The sequence below is a fragment of the Sinomonas cellulolyticus genome (assembly GCF_014656475.1).
Lineage (GTDB): Bacteria > Actinomycetota > Actinomycetes > Actinomycetales > Micrococcaceae > Sinomonas > Sinomonas cellulolyticus.
Window position 1 is genome coordinate 50,720 of sequence record NZ_BNCM01000010.1, and the last position, 18,429, is coordinate 69,148.

The 18,429-nt window shown below is 70.3% G+C and carries 17 protein-coding genes and 2 tRNA genes; 7 read left to right on the top strand and 12 right to left on the bottom strand.

Annotated elements, in window-relative coordinates; genetic code table 11:
- Window positions 1-28: 28 nt before the first annotated feature.
- From IE231_RS12895 to IE231_RS12905, 3 genes are all read left to right on the top strand, one after another.
- The gene (locus tag IE231_RS12895; protein WP_189694383.1) at window positions 29-1,012 is read left to right on the top strand and encodes an ABC transporter ATP-binding protein; all 984 of its coding nucleotides are present in this window, start codon (window positions 29-31) and stop codon (window positions 1,010-1,012) included.
- Window positions 1,009-2,598 (top strand): ABC transporter permease, encoded by a 1,590-nt coding sequence (locus IE231_RS12900; protein ID WP_189694384.1) that lies wholly within the window; start codon window positions 1,009-1,011, stop codon window positions 2,596-2,598. Before IE231_RS12895 ends, IE231_RS12900 begins: the two co-directional genes overlap by 4 nt.
- A 166-nt stretch (window positions 2,599-2,764) precedes the next feature.
- Window positions 2,765-4,288 (top strand): DHA2 family efflux MFS transporter permease subunit, encoded by a 1,524-nt coding sequence (locus IE231_RS12905; protein ID WP_229866899.1) that lies wholly within the window; start codon window positions 2,765-2,767, stop codon window positions 4,286-4,288.
- A gap of 72 nt (window positions 4,289-4,360) precedes the next feature.
- On the opposite strand, the gene IE231_RS12910 is transcribed toward IE231_RS12905, so the two are convergent.
- The 4 genes from IE231_RS12910 to IE231_RS12925 form a co-directional block, all read right to left on the bottom strand.
- A complete protein-coding gene (locus IE231_RS12910; protein WP_189694456.1) occupies window positions 4,361-5,146 on the bottom strand; it encodes an SDR family oxidoreductase in 786 nt (261 codons plus the stop codon).
- Window positions 5,147-5,160: 14 nt separating this feature from the next.
- The gene (locus IE231_RS12915; RefSeq protein WP_189694385.1) at window positions 5,161-6,111 is read right to left on the bottom strand and encodes a GNAT family N-acetyltransferase; all 951 of its coding nucleotides are present in this window, start codon (window positions 6,109-6,111) and stop codon (window positions 5,161-5,163) included.
- Window positions 6,112-6,358: 247 nt separating this feature from the next.
- Window positions 6,359-7,759 carry a bifunctional pirin family protein/GNAT family N-acetyltransferase gene (locus tag IE231_RS12920; RefSeq protein WP_189694386.1) on the bottom strand — a complete coding sequence of 467 codons (1,401 nt, stop codon included), beginning with the start codon at window positions 7,757-7,759 and terminating at the stop codon, window positions 6,359-6,361.
- A 57-nt stretch (window positions 7,760-7,816) separates the two neighbouring features.
- On the bottom strand, window positions 7,817-8,677 hold the full coding sequence (locus IE231_RS12925; RefSeq protein WP_229866900.1) for a polysaccharide deacetylase family protein: 861 nt from the start codon (window positions 8,675-8,677) through the stop codon (window positions 7,817-7,819).
- Between the two features lie 313 nt (window positions 8,678-8,990).
- Between IE231_RS12925 and IE231_RS12930 the strand changes: the two genes are divergently transcribed.
- Complete coding sequence (locus tag IE231_RS12930) at window positions 8,991-9,365, top strand: ArsR/SmtB family transcription factor (RefSeq protein ID WP_189694387.1); 375 nt, start codon at window positions 8,991-8,993, stop codon at window positions 9,363-9,365.
- A complete protein-coding gene (locus tag IE231_RS12935; protein ID WP_189694388.1) occupies window positions 9,362-9,850 on the top strand; it encodes an SRPBCC family protein in 489 nt (162 codons plus the stop codon). Before IE231_RS12930 ends, IE231_RS12935 begins: the two co-directional genes overlap by 4 nt.
- A gap of 171 nt (window positions 9,851-10,021) precedes the next feature.
- On the opposite strand, the gene IE231_RS12940 is transcribed toward IE231_RS12935, so the two are convergent.
- Both IE231_RS12940 and IE231_RS12945 read right to left on the bottom strand, forming a co-directional pair.
- Window positions 10,022-10,909, bottom strand: coding sequence for a rhomboid family intramembrane serine protease (locus IE231_RS12940; RefSeq protein WP_189694389.1), 888 nt, complete (start codon window positions 10,907-10,909; stop codon window positions 10,022-10,024).
- A 22-nt stretch (window positions 10,910-10,931) separates the two neighbouring features.
- Complete coding sequence (locus IE231_RS12945; RefSeq protein ID WP_189694390.1) at window positions 10,932-11,477, bottom strand: peptidylprolyl isomerase; 546 nt, start codon at window positions 11,475-11,477, stop codon at window positions 10,932-10,934.
- A gap of 164 nt (window positions 11,478-11,641) precedes the next feature.
- Between IE231_RS12945 and IE231_RS12950 the strand changes: the two genes are divergently transcribed.
- Complete coding sequence (locus IE231_RS12950) at window positions 11,642-12,784, top strand: hypothetical protein (protein WP_229866902.1); 1,143 nt, start codon at window positions 11,642-11,644, stop codon at window positions 12,782-12,784.
- Window positions 12,785-12,885: 101 nt separating this feature from the next.
- On the top strand, window positions 12,886-13,767 hold the full coding sequence (locus IE231_RS12955) for a glycosyltransferase family 2 protein (RefSeq protein WP_189694391.1): 882 nt from the start codon (window positions 12,886-12,888) through the stop codon (window positions 13,765-13,767).
- 5 nt (window positions 13,768-13,772) lie between these two features.
- Here the strand turns inward: IE231_RS12955 and IE231_RS12960 are convergent, their stop codons facing one another.
- From IE231_RS12960 to gyrA, 6 genes are all read right to left on the bottom strand, one after another.
- A complete protein-coding gene (locus IE231_RS12960) occupies window positions 13,773-14,684 on the bottom strand; it encodes a DMT family transporter (RefSeq protein ID WP_374189458.1) in 912 nt (303 codons plus the stop codon).
- Between the two features lie 107 nt (window positions 14,685-14,791).
- A tRNA-Ala gene (locus IE231_RS12965) sits at window positions 14,792-14,864 on the bottom strand.
- A gap of 19 nt (window positions 14,865-14,883) precedes the next feature.
- Window positions 14,884-15,003 carry a DLW-39 family protein gene (locus tag IE231_RS18285; RefSeq protein ID WP_229866904.1) on the bottom strand — a complete coding sequence of 40 codons (120 nt, stop codon included), beginning with the start codon at window positions 15,001-15,003 and terminating at the stop codon, window positions 14,884-14,886.
- Window positions 15,004-15,038: 35 nt separating this feature from the next.
- Window positions 15,039-15,112, bottom strand: a tRNA-Ile gene (locus tag IE231_RS12970).
- Window positions 15,113-15,192: 80 nt separating this feature from the next.
- A complete protein-coding gene (locus IE231_RS12975) occupies window positions 15,193-15,840 on the bottom strand; it encodes a DUF3566 domain-containing protein (protein ID WP_189694392.1) in 648 nt (215 codons plus the stop codon).
- On the bottom strand, window positions 15,837-18,410 hold the full coding sequence (gene gyrA / locus IE231_RS12980; RefSeq protein ID WP_229866911.1) for a DNA gyrase subunit A: 2,574 nt from the start codon (window positions 18,408-18,410) through the stop codon (window positions 15,837-15,839). The genes IE231_RS12975 and gyrA overlap by 4 nt, the downstream gene beginning before the upstream one ends.
- Window positions 18,411-18,429: the final 19 nt, after the last annotated feature.

Consider the following 18,429-nt stretch of genomic DNA (forward strand, 5'->3'; position numbering starts at 1 on the left):
CGACGGCGCCCCGGCCTACGATCTCACCATGGGCACCCCGGTGAGCATCACTGGCCTCGTGAAGACCTTCGGCCGCGTCCGCGCCCTCGACGGGCTCGACCTCGAGGTCCGTGACGGCGAGGTCCTCGGGTTCCTGGGGCCGAACGGTGCCGGCAAGTCCACGACCCTGCGCATCCTCCTCGGCCTCCTGCGGGCCGACGCCGGGCACGTCGAGCTGCTGGGCGGGAACCCGTGGCGCGACGTCGTCGCGTTGCACCGTCGCGTGGCCTACGTGCCCGGGGACGTGAGCCTGTGGCCGAACCTGAGCGGCGGCCAGGCGATCGACCTCATGGGGCGGCTCCGCGGCGGACTCGACGAGGGCCGCCGGGCGGAGCTGATCGACACGTTCGAGCTCGATCCGACCAAGCGCGGCCGCGCCTATTCGAAGGGCAACCGCCAGAAGGTCGCGATCGTCGCGTCACTCGCCTCCCGCGCCGAGCTGCTCATCCTCGACGAGCCCACGGCGGGCCTGGACCCGCTCATGGAGGCGCTGTTCCGCGAGGAGATCCGGCGCGAGAAGGCCGAAGGCCGCAGCGTGCTGCTCTCGAGCCACATCCTGGCCGAGGTCGAGGCCCTCGCGGACAGGATCAGCATCATCCGCCAGGGCAGGATCGTCGAGACCGGGACGCTCGAGCAGATGCGCCTCCACGCCCGCACCAACGTCTCCGCGACGCTCGAGGACGGCGCCGCCCTGACCGGAATCCCCGGCGTGGCAGACCTGCGGATCGAGGACCACCGGGTCCAGTTCAGCGTCGACGCGGAGGGCCTCGCAGCCGCGATGAACGCCCTCGCAGCCCACCGCGTGCGCGCTCTGACCGTGACGCCGCCCAGCCTCGAGGACCTCTTCCTCCAGCACTACGACGACCGCGCCGCGCCCCAGGAGCACCCTGGCGGGGATGCAGCGGACGACGACGTCGCGCGCCCCCGCACGCATGCCCGCCACCGCCGGGGCTCGCCCCAGGAGGGGCCGTGACCGGGTTCGAGGGCACGGGACGCCTGTTCCTGCTGGCCCTGCGGGTGGACAGGTTCAAGCTCGCACCCTGGATCCTCATCATCTCGTTGTTCCCGTACGCGGCCTACAGCAGCTACTCGACCGTGTTCGCAACGCCGCAGGAGGCCCTCGCCCTCGAGCAGACCCTCAGCACCAACCCGGCGTTCATGCTCCTGGTGGGCCCGGCCCACCACCTCGACAACGCCTTCGGGTTCACCACATGGCGGTTCCAGATCTTCGGGATGTTCTTCGCAGCGCTCATGGCCGCCTTCGCGGTCACGCGGCACGCGCGGGCCGCGGAGGACTCGGGGCAGGCCGAGCTCATCGATTCCGGTGCGGTGGGGCCGTACGCACGGCTGGCCGCCGCCGTCCTCCTCGCGTGGGCGGCCTCAGCGGCGGTGGCCCTCGTGATCGGCGCGACGCTCACCGCCGCGGGCGCGCAGGCCGCCGAAGGCTTCGCACTCGGCGCCGAGATCGGGGGCATGGGGATCGCGTTCGGCGGAGTCGCGGCCGTGACGTCCCAGATCGGCTCCTACGCCCGCACGGCCAACACTCTCGCGACCGGGGTGCTCGTGGTCAGCTACGTCCTGCGCGGCGTCGCGGACACCGTCACGGGTGGGGACTGGATGCTCTGGACCAATCCCATGGGGTGGGCAGAGCTCGTCCGCCCCGCGGCGGAGCGCAGCCTCTCCCCCCTCGTCCTGCTGTGCGCCGCGGGGCTGGCCACCGCGGCAGCGGCGTGCCTGCTCTCCCGGCTCCGCGACTACGGCGGCGGCCTCATCGGCGAGCGTGCCGGCCCCGCCCGGTGGCGAGCCGGGATCTGGCGGCACACCGCAGTGCTCAACCGTGCACCGGCCCTCACCTGGATCGCCGCGTTCGCCTTCCTCGGCGTGGTCTTCGGCCTCGTGACCGGCACGATGCGCGACTTCTACGAGCACAACACGTTCATCCGGCAGATGCTGGCCGTGCGGTCCACCACCGAGGCGGACCTCACCATGACGTTCGTCTCCCTGCTCCTGCTCATGCTCGCCCTGGGCGCCGGCGCCTTCGGCGTCCAGATCGCGGCGCGCTTCGCCGCGGAGGAGGACGAAGGGCATGCGGAGTGGGTGCTCTCCGCGGGCATCTCGCGCCAGGGCTACTTCGCCCCTGCGGCTGCGGCCGCGCTCGTCGCCCCGGCCCTGACGATGGCGGTGGGCGGCACGGTGCTCGGCGTCACGGCGGCCTCCACCGGAGCGCAGGTCTCCGCGGGTGACGTGGTGCGCCAGGCCCTCGTCGGCATCCCGGCCCTGTGGCTCGCGGCCGCCGTCGGGCTCGCGTTCGTGGGCATGCTTCCCACGCAGCGCTGGATCGCGTGGCTCCTGGTGGTGTATTGGCTCGTCCTGACGATCTTCGGCCCGCTGCTCAAGGCCCCGGACTGGCTGCTGGACACGAGCCCCTTCCACGTGACTCCGCGGATCACGGGGGCGGACGCCGACTGGGCGCCGGTCTGGTGGATCCTTGCCATCACGGCGGCCCTGCTCGTCGTCGGATTCGCGGGCTACCGCGCGCGGAGCATCCGCGGCGCCTGACGAGGCCGGGGTGTGGGTCGGCGGAGCTTCTGGGATGATGGGAGCCGCCGTTCCTGCCGCCGTGACCAGCACTCCGGGAATCACCGCACCCCGGGAATCACCGAACGCCGGTCACGGTTGCACTCCAGACATCCGCTTTCCTGAACCACCCGTCCCAGGAGCCCCCTTGCCTTCCGCATCCGAGCACCCCTCGCCGCAGGCCGCCGGAAACCCCGCCGCGCCCCGGGAGGCCCATCAGATCCCGCCCGAGAGCCGACTCGTTGTGACGGTGCTCGTCGTCGCCGCGTTCGTCGTGATCCTCAACGAGACGATCATGAACGTGGCCCTCCCGCGCCTCATGGGCGAGCTGCACGTGGACGCGCCGACGGTCCAGTGGCTCTCCACAGCGTTCATGCTCACCATGTCCGTGGTCATCCCCACTACCGGCTATCTCCTGCAGCGGCTCTCGATCCGCTCGGTGTTCGTCCTCGCCATGAGCCTCTTCAGCGCGGGGACGCTCCTCGCCGCGCTCTCCCCCGGCTTCGCGATCCTGCTCCTGGCCCGCGTGGTCCAGGCCTCCGGCACGGCGATCATGATGCCGCTGCTCATGACGAGCGTCCTGAAGCTCATCCCCGTCTCCCGCCGAGGCCAGGTCATGGGCACAGTGAGCATCGTCATCTCGGTCGCCCCGGCGGTGGGGCCCACCCTGTCGGGGATCATCCTCCAGTATCTCTCCTGGCGGTTCATGTTCCTCACGGTCCTGCCGATTGCCGTGGCGGCACTGCTGTTCGGCGCGGCGAAGCTGCGCGGGGCGGCCGACGGCGGGCGGCCGGCTCTCGATGCCCTCTCGGTCCTGCTCTCGGTCCCGGCCTTCGGCGGCGTCGTCTACGGGCTGAGCCAGCTCGGCGGCGCGGGGTCGGGCGGTCTCGGCCCGGTGCTCCCCCTCACGGTGGGCGTGGCCGCGCTGGCGGCGTTCGTGGTGCGGCAGCTCGCGCTGCAGCGTTCCGGCTCGCCCCTGCTCGACCTGCGCGCGTTCTCCTACCCGATGTACACCATCGCGACCGCCCTGCTCATGGTCGGCATGATGGCACTGTTCGGCGTGGTGATCCTCCTGCCGCTGTACCTTCAGCAGCTCCGCGGGCTCGACACCCTCGGCACCGGGCTGCTCCTGCTCCCCGGCGGACTCGTGATGGGCCTGCTCGCGCCCACCGTGGGCAGATGGTTCGACCGGGTCGGTCCGCTGCCCCTGACCCTCACCGGAACCTCGCTGATCACCGCCGTGCTCGTCGGGCTGGCGTTACTCACCGCGGGCAGCTCGGTGTGGCTCGCGATGGGCCTGCACATCGTGCTCTCCCTGGGCCTCGCGCTCCTCTTCACCCCCACGTTCACCTCGGGCCTGAATCCCCTCCCGCCCCACCTGTACAGCCACGGATCGGCCATCCTGAGCACCCTGCAGCAGGTTGCCGGGGCAGCGGGGACGGCGCTGCTCGTGGCGGTCATGGCGGGAACGGCACACGGCGCTGCCTCTACGCTTCCTCCGGCAGAGGCAGCGATGGCGGGGTTCCGCGCGGCCTTCCTCGTGGCGGCCGGGGCAGGGGCCGCTGCAATCGTCCTGGCGGCGTTCCTGCGCAACCGGCCGCCCGCGGAGGAAGGGGCCCGAGCAGACGCGGCTTCGCCGGAGAGCACGGTCTCCAAGCCGGCACACCAGTAAAGAATTCCGTGCGATAAAGCATTCCGTGAGATGAATTTCTTGTAGAGGAATGCTATTCAGACCGCGGGTCCCTTAGGGCGCGGAGAACCCGCCATCGGCATGGATCAGCTGCCCGTTGATCCATCCGCCCGGACCGCTCAGGAGGAAGGCCACCACGGCCGCGATATCCTCGGGCGTCCCGAGCCGTCCCGACGGCTGGCGGGCGGTGAGGACCGTCCGAGTGTCCTCGTCCATCCACCCCGTGTCCACGGGACCGGGATTGAGCACATTCGCCGAGATCCCCTGCGGCCCTAACTCGCGCGCTGCCGCCCGGACGATCCGGTCGAGGGCACCCTTGCTTGCCCCGTACGGCATATTGCCGACGGTATGGTCCGAAGTCAGCGCTACGATGCGGCCCAGCCCACGCCATTCCGGCGGGAACTGCTCGGCGAAGGCCTTCAGGAGGAGCCACGAGGCGCGGGCGTTGACCGCAATATGCCGGTCAAAGGATACGTGGTGGGTGTCGAGGAGGCCGGAGTCCACCGACTCCGCGTGGCTGAGCACAAGTGCCCGGACCGGCCGCTGCGCGCCGGCCTCGGCGAGGAGTTGTGCGGGGACGGCCGGATCGGCCAGATCCGCCTCGATCGTGGCGACAGCAGCCCCGAGCGCGCGGAGCTGCACTGCCAGCCGCGCGGCGTCGTGCTCCTGGACGCCCCACGGCATCCGCTCGTCGTAAGGGCGCCAGAAGGAGAGCGCGAGGTCCCAGCCCTGCCGCGCGAGCTCGCGGGCGATCCCGGCCCCGATCCCCACCTCGCGGCCGACGCCGGTCACAAGCGCGAGCGGCCGGCCCTCCCCGTGCTGGGGACCGCCAGGACCCATGGCAGCCACGCGCCCTACCGCCGGCGCTCGTAGACGACGTTGGTGCGCACCGACGAGAACCCCACGCGCTCGTACAGCCCGAGCGCGCCGGTGGGGCTGGCCGAGTCGACGCCGAGATCCGCCTGCCGGTAGCCGGCCTCCCGCGCGGCCGTCAGCACCTCGGTGAGGAGGGCGGTCGCGAGGCCGCGCCCGCGGGCCCGTCTCCTCGTGCCCACGAGTGCGACGTACAGCTCTCCCTCGACGTACTCGTTGGCGAGGACGTAGGCGTCCACCGCGTCCTCGGGGGAGAGGTCGGGACGGTCGGTGAGTGCGGCCCTGCTCAGCGCCGGCCGGAAGCTGCGCGAGGCGAGCTGGTCGGCCCACCGGTCCGGGTCGCGCTCGCTCGAGCCCCAGTGGTCCGCGAAGGCCTCGTTGTGTGCGCGGCGGAGCCCTTCGGAGATCTCCGGCGTGACGGGGCGCCCGACGCGGCGAGTGGCCGCGGGCGCGCTCCATGTTGTCAGATCCAAGCGCATGTCCCGGAAGTAGCGCGCGGGGGTGTAGCCCCGGGCGGCAGCGAGCCGTTCCGTCGGGGAGCCGACCGTGCCGCACCACATCGACCAGACCACGGGCATTCCCGGATACCGGTCCCGGGCGAGGGCGTCGGCGCGGGGTTCGATCCAGTCCATGACGGCGCGCCCCAGCCCCTGGCCGCGCCAGTCGGGATGGACGCCTCCGCCGAGGGAGGCCTTGGTCTCTCGATCAGCAAGTCCGGCGGCGACCCGCAGCTGGCCGTAGGCGACCATCGTGTCGCCGTCCCACGCGGCGAGGGTGTCCGCAGCAGGGTCGACGCCCGGCTCCCGCAGCTCCTCGGCGAGGTCCTCCGGCTCGTAGAACTCGTCCGTGTCGTCGTGCCGGGCCAGTGCGGTGCTCAGCTCGGCCCACGCCGCAGCGTGGGCGGGTTCGATGGGCTTCCAGATGACGCTCATGCCGGCTCCTCGCCATGGGCTCGCGCTCCGCAGAGGCCCCCGGAGCTCCGATGGTGCTGGTGCGCCCACGCTAGCACCCAGGTCCCGCGACCCGTCCGGCTGTCCACCGCCTGTGCACCGCCCGGGCCGAAGTTATCCACAGACTGTGGGAAAACCCGTGGATACTGGCCAGTCACCGGGAAGAACACGCCTGTAAGTTATCCACGTCGTGGATAGGGCTGTGGACAACAGCCCTCTGAAGAGGCGGTCAGTCCTCCGGGGGAGTGAAGCCGGCCTCGACCAGGTCGCTGTACTCCGGGTGGCGCTTGAGGAAGGCGCGCACGTACGGGCAGTAGGGGCGGATCCGCTGGCCCTTCGCCCGGACGTCGTCGAGCGCGAACGCCACGAGCTTGCCGGCGAGGCCCAGACCCGAGTAGCCGTCCGCCACCTCGGTGTGGTCGAAGGCCAGGACCTCGCCGTCCTCCTGCACCCGGTACTGGGTGAAGCCGGCTGTCGCGCCGCCGACGTGGACCTCGTACCGGTGCCTCTGCTCGGCGTGGACGAACTCGGCCGCGGCCGCCTTCTTCTCGGACTCCTCGACGCTCATGGGCACTTCCTTCTCCTCGGTTCTGCGTCCGGTCTGCCTGGCCCTCGGCCGCGGCCGCAGCCGGACGTTGGGCAGGGGAGGCGCGGGAAGGGGCGCCTCGCCCCCGGTGCGCTCGACGACGGGTCCGAACGGGGCGCCGTCGTCCGCCTGATCCCCTCCGCGCTCGGCCGCCGCAAGCTCGGCGTTCCACGCTTCGCGGTATCCGACGATCTCCTCGTGGGAGCGGCCCACGAAGTTCCACCACATCGTGATCTCCTCCTCGAACGGCGGCCCCCCGAGGATCATCACGCGCACCCGGCCCTCTCCCGGATTGGCGAGCCCCACCGACCCCGGCCCGGGCGCCACGTAGGCCAGATGCGCCTCGGGCACCGTGTCGCCGTCGACCTCGAGAACGCCGCCGTCGGGCAGGAAGGCATGCTCGAACTCCCCGGCAAGCTCCAGCTCAACGCTCGCGCCGGGCTCGAGCACGGCCTCGGCGCCGAGCAGCGCCGTGTAGGTCCGCACGGGGGAGGCCTCGCCGTGCAGGGAGCCGAGGAAGACGCGCAGCTCTCCGGCGGTGGTCCCGGTGCGGTCGCGGAGCACGACGGCGCGCGGGACGTACCGCTCGAATCCCGGGGGAGCGCCGCGGAACGGCTCCGGCATCGCCGTCCACAGCTGCACCCCGTGCAGGAGCTCGGTGCCGGGCGTGGAGTATTCGGAGTGGTTGATGCCGCGGCCAGCGGTCATGAGGTTCAGCTCGCCCGGGCGGACCATGGCCTGGTGGCCGGCGCTGTCGCGGTGCTCGATCTCGCCCGTGAACAGCCAGCTGATCGTCTGCAGACCGGTGTGGGGATGCGGCGGGACCCGCATCCCGCCGGTGGCGGAGACGTCGTCCGGGCCGTAGTGGTCGAGGAAGCACCACGCACCGACGAGGGAGCGTTCCTTGGAGGGAAGCGTGCGCCGCACGGTCATCGCCCGGGGTCCTCCGAGCGGCACATCACGGGGCTCGATGACCTCGACTCCGGCGCCCCCGGGCCTGTCGGCACACAGGGTCTCGACCGGGTGGGCTTCCAGATTGCTCATGGCGCACCTCCTGGGCCGAGCCTACGCCGGGACGCCGCCGTTCGGGAGGCGCCCGGGCTACGCGCCGATGAAGTCCTCGAGGCGCACGACTGTCAGTCCCGCGGCCAGGTGTGCCGCGCGGAACGCGGCCAGGTCCGAGGCGAACTCGGGCCGGAAGTGCATCAGCACGATGTCGCCCGGCCGCAGTGCGTTGCCGTACTGGTACTGCATGGACCCGGCATTGGCCTTGGCCTCCCAGTGGATGATCGCCTTGAGCCCGGCGTCGGCCACTGCCTTGCGCATGGCGCCCGAGTAGGCGCCGCCCGGCGGCCGGAACAGCGTGGGCGCCGTCCCGTACGTCGCAGTGATGTAGTCCTTCATGCCCTTGATCTCGCCGAACTGGTAGCCGTAGGGCTTGGTGCTCATCGTGGTGTCGTGGCTGATGGTGTGGTCCTGGACGTGGTCTCCGCGCTGGGCGAAGCCCTTGAAGAATGCCGGGTTGTCACCCATGGCGGACTTCGTGAGGAACAGCGTGGCCGGGTAGCCGTACTTCTCGAGCAGCGCGAGCGATTCCGGATTCTTCGTCGCACCGTCATCGATCGTGAGGAACACGACCGGCTGCTTGGTGGCCACGCGGGTGATCACCGGAGCGAGGCCACCCTGAACCGGCGGAATGGCGTAGTCGGAAGCGAAGTGCGGCGCGGGGGTAGCGGTGGGGGTAGCGGACGACGGCGCGGGGCTCGCCGACGCCGATGGGCTGTCCGACGGCCGAGCCGCTGGAAGGGCGGCGATGGGGCTCGGGGCATCGGCGCAGCCGGCCAGCAGCGAGGCCGCTGCCGCGGAGAGCGCCGCGATCGCTGCGCGCCGGGTGGGATCTGGTGGCGCCATGGTCTCCTCGCCTGCCTGCGGCGCCCGGGACTGCGCCGTCTTCGGTGCCATGCTACTGCCGGCAGATGAACAGACGGCGACACGATCCGGCACTGTCACCATCGGTTATGCCCAACGATATCCACAGCTGGGGACAACCGACCGGCATCAGGTGCGCGCGCCTGCGACGATGGCGTGGTGGTGCCGAAAAGCTCTGTGAACTACACGCGTGTAAGTTACGCACACTGTGGACAAGGGCTGTGGACAACGGCCGATGGCGCCGGCATTGACGCCGATTGCGACGGGGCGTATTTTTGAAGTATTCAACCGATTAGTTGAACAACCAGTAAATTGAATGAGCCATAGGCCAAGGAGAGGGAAAGCGATGGGAAGCGTCGGCACCGTTCTGGGTGAGCCTGAAGAGGACCGCCTCAACCGCGCCTTCGCGGCGCTCTCCGACCCCCTCCGCCGCAGGCTCTTGGCCCGCCTCGCCCTCGGCGATGCCACCGTGAACGAGCTGGCGGCACCATTCGCCGTCACCGTCCAAGCCGTGTCCAAGCATCTCAAGGTGCTCGAGGACGCCGGCCTCATCACCCGCAGCCGCGACGCGCAGCGCCGCCCCTGCCATCTCGAGCCCGAAGCCTTCGGGCCCCTCACCGCCTGGATCGCCGCCTATGCGGACCGCGCGGAGGAGAAGTACCGCCGCCTGGACGCCGTGCTCGCCCAGGACGGCCAGCAGAGGAGAGGAACACAGCCATGACCGCCACCCAGACCACCCGAGTGACCGCCGAGCCGGGGCTCCCGTTCGTCGACGTCGTGCGCGAATTCAACGCACCCGCTGCCCGCGTGTACCGCGCGCACACCGACCCCGAGCTCTTCGCGCAGTGGATCGGCCCGCGCAGGTACTCCACCACCGTCGAGCGCTACGACGCCCGCAGCGGCGGATCCTACCGGTTCGTCCAGACCGGGGACGACGGCGCCCGGTACGCCTTCCACGGCTCGTTCCATGAGATGACCGAGCCGAACCGCATGGTCCAGACCTTCGAGTTCGAGGGCGACCCGGGGCACGTCTCCCTCGACACCGCCGAACTCGAGGACCTGCCCGATGGACGGTGCCGCCTCACGGTCCACTCGACGTTCCAGTCGGTCCAGGACCGCGACGCGATGCTGGCCGCCGGGATGACGGACGGCATGAACGAGGGCTACGAGCGCCTCGACGGGCTGCTGGCCTCCGGCGGCGCCTGAGAGTCCACAGCGGTCCACAGGCGGTGCGCGAACTTATCCACAGGATGGGGACCGACGGGCCGCCGACGGCCTGTTCCGGGCAACTACAGGGATGTAAGTTGTGCACAGTGTGGAAAACCCCTGTGGAGAACTCTGCTCCACAGGGGTTTTCAGACGGCACTCAACGGGTCGCTAGAGCGAGAGGCCCGCCGGGACGGGCACCGCGGAGACTCTCACGAGGGTCGCAACCGCGAGCACGACCGCCACGGCCACCAGGCCCCCGGTCTGGACAGCCGTGCGGGAGCGCCCCCTCGGCGCGTAGGCGATGACCGCCGTCGCCGCAGCGCCGGTGAGGAGGCCGCCGAGGTGGGCCTGCCAGGCGATGCCCGGGATCACAAACCCGAGGACCGCGTTGATCACGATGAGCACCAGGAGCTGGCGCACGTCTCCGCCGCGCTGGCGCATCACCACGAACAGCCCTCCGAAGAGGCCGAAGATGGCACCCGAAGCCCCAATGACGGCGGTCGCGGGCGGCGGCGCGAGCAGGAGGTAGCCCACAGACCCGCCGACGGCGGAGAGCAGGTACACCGCGAGGAACCTGATCCTGCCGAGGTACGGCTCGAGGGCCTGGCCGAACAGCCACAGCGTGTACATGTTCAGGAGGATGTGGAGGAAGAAGCCCTGGGAATGCAGGAAGGCACTCGTGAGCATGCGCCACGGCTCCTGGGCCGTCAGGACAGCAGAGTTCGCGTAGGCGAAGTCCTGGTAGACCTCGTCGTTCGGGACGAGCCACTGCAGGGCATAGACCAGGACGCACAGGCCGATGAGGGCGAACGTGACCACGGGGCGGCCGCCGGGACGCGCCGTGCCTCCGTAGACGGTCCTCGCCTTCCGGCCCTGATCGGCCGCCGCGAGTTCGCGGACGCAGTCCACGCAGTGGAAGCCGACGGCGGCCGGCCGCTGGCACTCCGGGCACGCCGGCCGCCCACAGCGCTGGCACGTCACATAGGAGACGCGGTCGGGGTGGCGCGGGCACACGGGCACCTGCTCAGGCCCGGCCGCCGGGCTTCCATAACTCACGGCGTCAGACGGCGGTCAGTGCTCAGAGCTGCTCGACGTCGATCGAGGAGATCACCACGTCCTCGACGGGGCGGTCCTGCATTCCGGTGCGGACGTTCTCGATCTCGTCGACGACCTTCTTGGAGGCATCGTCCGCGACCTCGCCGAAGATCGTGTGCTTGCCCAGCAGCCAGTCGGTGTTCGCCGTCGTGATGAAGAACTGCGAGCCGTTGGTGCCGCGGCCGCCCTGGATGCCGGCGTTGGCCATGGCGAGCTTGTAGGGCTGGTTGAAGTCGAGCTCGGGGTGGATCTCGTCGTCGAAGCGGTACCCCGGGCCGCCGATGCCCTTGCCGAGGGGGTCGCCGCCCTGGATCATGAAGCTCTTGATGATGCGGTGGAAGATCGTGCCGTTGTACAGCGGCGTGCCGGTCTTGTCCTCGCCCGTCTCAGGATCGGTCCAGGCCTGCTCGCCGGTGGCGAGGCCCACGAAGTTCTTGACCGTCTTCGGAGCGTGGTTGCCGAAGAGGTTGACCACGATGTCGCCGTGGTTCGTGTGGATGGTTGCCTTGGCGGTTGGGATTGCGCTCATGGCCGCCATTCTTCCACGGCATGCCGGAGCGCCGCCCGGTGCTGCGGCTGTTCCGCGCTGGGTGAAATCGGGGAACCGAGGGGTCGCGTGCCCCGTGTGACCGTAGCCTACGACACGCTCGCCACGTAGGCTGGCGATGGTCCCAGCAGATTCCGGAGGTAACCGTGAAGAAACAAGTGGAGAAGAGCCTCAACGCGAGCGAGTCCCTTGCCCGGGACGTGCAGCAGAACGTGGTCACGGGTGTGGAGAACGCCCGCGAGTGGGCGCAGCCGCGCGTGGATGCGGCTGTCCAGTGGGCCGTACCGCGGATCCAGCAGGGCCTCGACACTGCGTCCCCCCGGATCCAGGAGGGGCTCAAGTCGGCCGCTCACAACCTGGCCGAGGGCGTGGCGGTCGTGACCCCGCGCCTCCAGGAGGGCCTCTCGCAGCTCGCGCCGCGCATCACCGATGCCGTGGACAGCGCCGCCCCCCGCCTGCACCAGGTCGTGGACAAGGCGGCCCCGGCGATCAAAGATGTCGCAGACACCTACATCCCGAAGCTCTCGGAGGGCATCGCGCACGCGGCCGAATCGGTCAACCGCGGGCTCTCGACCGCCCCGGAGCACGTGGACTCCGTGGCGCAGAAGCTCGCCGACTCGGGCGTGGTGCGTCAGGCGGACGCCGCCACGCGTGACGCCGTGGCCGCGGCGCAGAAGGCCGTCCGCCAGGCCGCCAATGAAGTGAGCTCGACGCCGCCGCGGAAGAAGCGTCGCGGACTCCTCATCTTCGGCGTCGTTGCCGCGGCAGTCGCCGCGGGCGTGGCCGCATGGAAGGCGGCCAAGCCGGTCGAGGATCCCTGGAAGACGCCGGCCGCCGTTCCGCCGGCACCTACCCCGGCGTCCTCGACCACCGCCCCCTCCACCGGGACGCCGTCCACCGCGACGACTCCTGCGGCGACGCCGGCACCCGTGCCTGCGACGCCGTCGAGCGCCTCGACCGAGCCTGTCATCACGGCGGAGAAGGCGGCCCCGGCCGCACCGTCCGCCGGTGCTGACACCGCTGCCGGGTCCGCCGGTGCGGGCACGGCTGTCGGGTCGGCCGCCACGGAGTCGGGTGAGACGACGCCGGACGACGCCGCGGACAGGGACGCCTCGGCGAGCCTCGACGCCGGCCAGGCCGCCGTGCTCGAGGACTCCGCCAAGGAGCCCAAGGCGGAGGACGCCGGGCAGGCCGAGGGCAAGCACGTCGCGGAGGACCCGACGACGGCGATGAAGAACATCCACGCCGCCTCGAACGGCGACAAGAAGGACCAGACCCCGGAGGCCTGACACCGCCAGTCCGCCGCAGCGAGGGCGCGGCACCGCACATGACGTGCGGTGCCGCGCCCTCGCTGCGCCCCGGCGCCGTGCGCTTGCTAGATTTGGTGGTGATGTCCCCGGAACCCGCTCTCCTCGACGCCTCGCGCGCGGCGGCTCCGCCGTCTGTTGCACCGAGTGTGTCGATCGTGATCCCTGCCTACAACGAGGAGAGCGTGATCCGCCAGTGCGTCACGGCGGCCATCTACCAGTCGGTGCCGGCGCACGAGATCATCGTCGTTGACAACATGTCCAAGGACTCGACCTCGGACATCGTCCGGCAGCTGCAGAGGGAGTACCCGGAGTCCCCGATCAGGCTCCTGGTCCAGAACACCGAGCAGGGCCTCATCCCGACCCGCAACTTCGGGCTGGACCACGCCACCGGTGATGTCCTCGGCCGGATCGACGCCGATTCGCTGCTCGAGCCCGACTGGGTCGAGGAAGTCCAGCGGGCCTTCGCGGACCGCAATGTCCAAGCGGCCACCGGCCCGGTGATCTACTACGACATGCCGATGCGCCGGTTCGGCCTCAAGGCGGACGACAAGGTCCGCCAGCTTCTGCTGAGGCTCTCGCGGCACGAGTACCAGTTCCTGTTCGGCTCCAACATGGCGCTGCGGCGCTCGGCGTGGGAGTCGATCCGGGGCAGAGTCTGCCGGGACGAGAAGGACGAGATGCACGAGGACATCGACCTGTCCCTGCATCTGGCCGAGCAGGGGCTGCGGATCCAGTACTGGCCGGACATGGTCTCGGGGATGTCGGCGCGCAGGCTCGAGGACTCGCCGAGGGACTACCGGTACTACGTCCAGAGGTTCGACCGCACCTACAGGGCGCACAACATCAGGAGGATCACGCTGCGGGCACCCATGGCCGTGATCCTCTCCGTGTACTACCCCGCCAAGCTGCTGCGCGCCATCCACGCCGCCAACCAGCCGCCCGTGAAGCGCGGGGGAGTCTGACCCGCTCAGTCCGTCCCGAGTTCCGGCTCGAGTGGCCGACCGCGCCGCTGCCGGCTCCCGCGCTGGCCGAGGACGACGACGGCGAGCCCCGCCAGGATGAGGGCGAGCCCCGCGTAGGTCCCGGCCGGCAGGACCTCGTGCAGGAACACTGCTGCGAGCAGGGCCGCGCCGGGGATCTCGAGGAGGATGAACATCGAGACGACGAGCGGGCTGAGGGTCGCGACGAGGTAGTTGAAGGCGGTGTGCCCCACGATCTGCGCGGCGAGCGTGATCGCGGCGATGCCGATCCAGCCCGCCGGCTCGAATCCGGTCAGCGGCTGCCCGGTGGCCAGTGCCATCACCGCGACGAGCAGGGCGCACACGCTGTAGCAGACGGCCGTGTAGGTTCCCGTGCCCATGGTCTGGCGCGCTTGGCCGCCGGCCATCGTGTACAGGCCGGCGAGGATGCCGCCTGCCACCGCGAGCACATCACCTAGCACCGCTTCGCGGGAGGAACCGAGGTCCAGACCGGTGATTGCCACAACGCCCGCAAACGCGAGCCCCAGGCCAATCAACACCGGGGAGGGCAGCCTCTTGCCACGCACGAGGGAGAAGACGGCGATCCACCCGGACTGCAGGCACACGAGCGCGGTCGACGCCGCGACGGACGTCAGGGTCAGGGACACGATGAAGCACACGAAGTGGAAGGCAAGGGCCACGCCGGCCACCGCCGACCAGAAGTACTCTCGCCGACCGAGCCGGCCGAACTGGCCAGGGCTGCGGACGGCCACGGGCACGGCCATCACGACGGCGGCCAGCGCGTTGCGCCAGAACGCAACCGCCAGGGCCGTCACGGACGTCCCCGCGAGCGTGGCGGCGATAAGCGGTCCGGAGGCGGAGACGCCCAGGACGCCGAGCACCACGAAGAGGGGAATCACCAGCCCACTCTAGGGGCCTCCGGCGGGACGCCGCACCGCGGCGCCGCGGCGTCAGGAACGGCGAAGGCCGGCTCCCCGCGAGGAGAGCCGGCCTTCGCCGCGTTCGGTGGAGGCAAGGGGACTCGAACCCCTAACCCCCTGCTTGCAAAGCAGGTGCGCTACCAATTGCGCCATGCCCCCGTGGTCCGTCGGACCAGAGTCACTCGACCGAATCGGTCGAGCCGCTCCAGATGTCCTTCTGGGCCTCGGACTCCTTGGCCTTCCGATACAGGAAGGCACCCGCGAAAGCCGCGACTGCCAAGGCAATCAGTCTCTTCACGGGCACCTCCATCATGCTCGGAAAACCACGTTCCGTGGGCGTACCAGGACTTGAACCTGGGACCTCTTCGTTATCAGCGAAGCGCTCTAACCGCCTGAGCTATACGCCCCCATGGGGCCCGATGTTCCGTAGTGCCCCCGGGCCGAGACTTGACTCTACAGCACATCTCGGCCCGCGGCCAAATCGGCATCAGTCGTCCGTGAGGGTCACCCCGATGCCGCCCACGAGGGTCGCCGAGATGTTGTACAGGACGGCGGTGAGGGCGGAGAGCGCGGTCAGCAGCACCACGTTGACCACGGCGATGATGGTCGCGAACGAGGCGACCTGGCCGAGGGAGGCGATCTTCTTCAGGTCGAGGGCTCCGCTGCTCTCGGAGCCGCCGATCTCGCCGAGGAGGCCGTTGATCTTGTCGAAGATGCCGGTGACGTCCAGGACCATCCACAGCACGATCGAGGCTACGACGGTGACGATGCCCAGCGCGACGGACAGCAGGAACGCCATCTTGAGCACTGACCACGTGTCCACCTTGCTCACGATCAGGCGGGCCCTGCGCTGCTTGGCCTTCGGCGCCGGGCGCACGAGGCCCGGCTGGCCCGGGCGCTGCGTCATGGGGCGCGCGCCGGCCGGACGCTGGGTCGCCGTGAGCGGGCGCTCCGCGGGCCGGGGGCCCGGCCGCTGCGTGCCGGCACCCGCGGACTGCGGCGGGACGGTCGGACGCTGGACGCCGCTGCCGGCGCCTGCCGACTGCGGCGGGGCGCTCGGCCGCTGCGGCGGGCGCGACGGTGGCGCAGCCTGCGGATACCCGCCTGACGACGGCGTGTTCTCGGGCGTGCTCACTCGGTACCTCCAAGATCCTGGTCAGAGTCTCCAGCCAACGTTACGGCATGAGCCTCCTCGGCGCCTTCCTCGGACTCCTCGTCGTCCTCGCCCAGACTGCGCTCGATATTCTTCGCGACGGCGATGATCCGGTCGCGCTTGTCCGGCTTGGCGAAGATGACGCCCATGGTGTCGCGGCCCTTGGCGGGGACGCCGGCGACGGCGGAGCGGACCACTTTGCCGCCCTCCATGACCACGAGGACCTCGTCCTCCTCCTGGACGATGAGGGCCCCGACGAGGTGCCCGCGCCCCTCCTGGTACTTGCCCACCTTGATGCCGAGGCCGCCGCGGCCCTGGACGCGGTACTCCTCGACGGCGGTGCGCTTGGCGTAGCCGCCCTCGGTCACGATGAACACGAAGGCGCCGTCGATCACCACGTCGGCGGCGAGCAGCTCGTCGTCGTCGCGGAACTTCATTCCGGTGACGCCGCTCGTGGCGCGGCCCATCGGGCGCAGCGCGTCGTCGTCGGCCGTGAAGCGCAGCGACTGCCCGTGGCGGGAGACGAGCATGAGGTCGTCGGTCTCACTCACGAGCTGCGCCGAGACGAGCTCGTCGTCGTCGCGCAGGTTGATCGCGATGACGCCGGCGGAGCGGTTCGTGTCGTAGTCCTCGAGGCGGGTCTTCTTCACGAGGCCGCCCTTCGTGGCGAGCACGAGGTAGGGCGCCTGCTGGTAGTCGCGCAGTGCGAGGACCTGGGCGATGCGCTCGTCCGGCTGGAAGGCGAGCAGGTTCGCCACGTGCTGGCCCTTCGCGTCACGGCCGCCCTCGGCGAGCTCGTACGCCTTGGCGCGGTAGACGCGGCCCAGGTTCGTGAAGAACAGGAGCCAGTGGTGCGTCGTCGTGACGAAGAAGTGCTCCACGACGTCGTCGCCGCGCAGCTGCGCACCCCGGACTCCCTTGCCGCCGCGCTGCTGCTGCCGGTACTGGTCGCTGCGGGTGCGCTTGACGTACCCGCCGCGGGTGATGGTGACGACCATCTCCTCCTCGGGGATGAGGTCCTCGACGCTCATGTCCCCGTCGAAGCCGGCCACGATGCGCGTGCGGCGGTCGTCGCCGTACTTCTCGACGATGCCGGCGAGCTCCTCCGAGACGATCTGCCGCTGCCGTGCCGGGTCGGCGAGGATCGCGTTGTACTCGGCGATGAGCGCCTCGAGCTCGTCGTTGCGGTCCTGGATCTTCTGCCGCTCGAGGGCCGCGAGGCGGCGCAGCTGCATGTCGAGGATGGCGCGGGCCTGGAGCTCGTCGATGTCCAGCAGCGCCATGAGGCCGTCCCTGGCCTGCTCCACCGTGGGGGAGCGGCGGATGAGGGCGATGACCTCATCGAGCATGTCGAGGGCCTTGAGGAGGCCGCGGAGGATGTGGATCTCCTCCTCGGCCTTGCGCAGCCGGAACCGGGTGCGGCGGACGATGACGTCGATCTGGTGCAGCACCCAGTGCCGGACGAACGCGTCGAGCGAGAGCGTGCGCGGCACGCCGTCGACGATCGCGAGCATGTTCGCCGGGAAGTTCTCCTGGAGCTGGGTGTGCTTGTAGAGGTTGTTCAGCACGACCTTGGCCACGGCGTCGCGCTTGAGCACGATCACGAGGCGCTGGCCGGTGCGGCCCGAGGTCTCGTCGCGCAGGTCCGCGATGCCGGCGATCTTGCCGTCCTTGACGAGCTCGGCGATCTTCATGGCCAGGTTGTCCGGGTTGGCCATGTACGGCAGCTCGGTGACCACGAGGCACGTGCGGCCCTGGATCTCCTCGACGTTCACCACGGCGCGCATGGTGATCGAGCCTCGGCCGGTGCGGTACGCGTCCTCGATGCCCTTGCGCCCCAGGATGGTCGCGCCGGTGGGGAAATCCGGGCCTTTGATGCGGGTCAAGAGCGCCTCGAGGAGCTCCTCGCGGGTCGCCTCGGGGTTCTCGAGGTACCACTGGACGCCGTCGGCCACCTCGCGCAGGTTGTGCGGCGGAATGTTGGTGGCCATGCCGACGGCAATGCCCGAGGAGCCGTTGACCAGCAGGTTCGGGAACCGCGCCGGCAGGACCGTGGGCTCCTGGTTCTTGCCGTCGTAGTTGTCCTGGAAGTCGACGGTCTCCTCGTCGATGTCACGGACCATCTCGAGGGCCAGCTGGGCCATCTTCGTCTCGGTGTACCGGGGCGCGGCGGCGCCGTCGTTGCCGGGGGAGCCGAAGTTGCCCTGCCCGAGCGCGAGCGGGTACCGCATCACCCAGTCCTGGATGAGGCGGACCAGGGCGTCGTAGATCGCCATGTCGCCGTGGGGGTGGTAGGTGCCCATAACGTCGCCGACCACGCGGGCGCACTTGTTGAAGCCGCGGTCGGGGCGGTAGCCGCCGTCGTACATCGCGTAGAGCACGCGGCGGTGCACGGGCTTGAGGCCGTCGCGCACGTCCGGCAGCGCGCGGCCCACGATCACGGCCATCGCGTAGTCGAGGTAGGACCGCTGCATCTCCGTCTGGAGGTCCACCTGCTCGATGCGGTCGACGCCGGGGGTGCCGTCCGGGTTCTCGGGAGTCTCGTCGCTCACCAGATTCTCTCCTTACAGT